The organism is Microvirga arvi (assembly GCF_016892765.1).
Lineage (GTDB): Bacteria > Pseudomonadota > Alphaproteobacteria > Rhizobiales > Beijerinckiaceae > Microvirga > Microvirga arvi.
This window is the reverse complement of the sequence record NZ_JAFEMD010000185.1, coordinates 1-1,206: the sequence shown is the minus strand read 5'-3', so window position 1 is coordinate 1,206 and position 1,206 is coordinate 1. Positions and strand designations below refer to the sequence as shown.

Annotated in this window: 1 protein-coding gene; it reads right to left on the bottom strand. The window is 63.7% G+C overall.

Annotation, left to right across the window (positions count from 1 at the left end; genetic code table 11):
- Positions 1–73: 73 nt before the first annotated feature.
- Positions 74–1,060 (bottom strand): IS481 family transposase, encoded by a 987-nt coding sequence (locus ILT44_RS30435; protein ID WP_204243343.1) that lies wholly within the window; start codon positions 1,058–1,060, stop codon positions 74–76.
- Positions 1,061–1,206 lie beyond the last annotated feature (146 nt).

Sequence of the window (1,206 nt, the reverse complement as noted above, 5' to 3'; positions counted from 1 at the left end):
GACACCAGCAGCGTGCCCGCGAGTGTCACTGGCGCAAGCGCACCCGACGCCGACGTAAACCACGGCTGTAGTACTAAGTGTCTGGATGCGAGACCTCCTTGGCGTGAGCGACGACTTGGAGGGCTGGCGGCAAAGCGTCTGAATCGGGCGGCTTGTAGCGGCGGTTGGCCAATCTGGGCTCGGCGACGAGGCGGCTTCGCACGACCTCATCTGGTGTTCGCCCCTTCAACACGCGCTGGCGTCTCCTGTTGTAGGCCTGATTGAAGCCCTTGAGCAGCGTCTCCAGGTCCCGATGGCTGTAGATTGTAATCCCCAGCACCTCACGCTGTACCCGGCCGTTGAAGCGCTCGACGAGGCCGTTGGTTTGCGGCGTGTAGGGCTTGGTCGTGCGATGCTCCACCTTCAGCCTCCGGCAGGCGTCCTCGAAGCCATCGGCGGTAAAGCAGGATCCTCGGTCCGTCAGGACGTGCGTGACCTTGAAGGGAAACGCGCCGATCGCCTCTTTGAGGAAGGCGACCGCGCTGGTGGCCAGCTCGTCGTCCTTGACCGCCAGGTGCACCCAACGGGAGCAGCGGTCGATGGCGACATAGAGAAAGCGCTTGCGGCTCTCGCCGTTGGCGGTCTCCAGCTTGGGCAGGTGCTTGATGTCGATGTGGATGAAGCCGAGATCATACTCCTTGAACGTGCCGATCTTGCGCTGGCGCTGCTGCGCCGGCGGCAGGCGGCCGAGACCCTCAGCCTTGAGGATGCGGTAGACTGCATCCCGGTTGAGATGCGGCAGGAAGTGCGTGACGATGAAGGTGAGATCATCGAGCGGAAAGCCGGTGGCCTGGCGCAAGGCGCAGACGATGGCGCGCTCTTCCTCGGTGGCCTTCCAGGGCAGCTTGTGCGGCCGGCTGGAGTGGTCCTGGCAGTCCTGCGCCCCGCGTTTGCGCCACTTGCGGATGGTCTCGGTGCTGACGCTGAAGCGTTGGGCCAGCACGCCGGTGGGCTCTCTCGAGCGAGCAATCTCCTGGCGGACCGCCGGGGTGGTGCGGGCTTGGGGATGAAGGGAGTGCATCAGATCCTCCACCAGGCACGTGGCGGGCGTCGCGAGCCATCGAAGCGCCACGTATAGTTCTCAATCGCCCAACGCACCTGATCCCAACAACGTTCCGCTACCAAACACCTTAGGGCTTGGCAGGCAACTATTTGCCAATTCAAGTT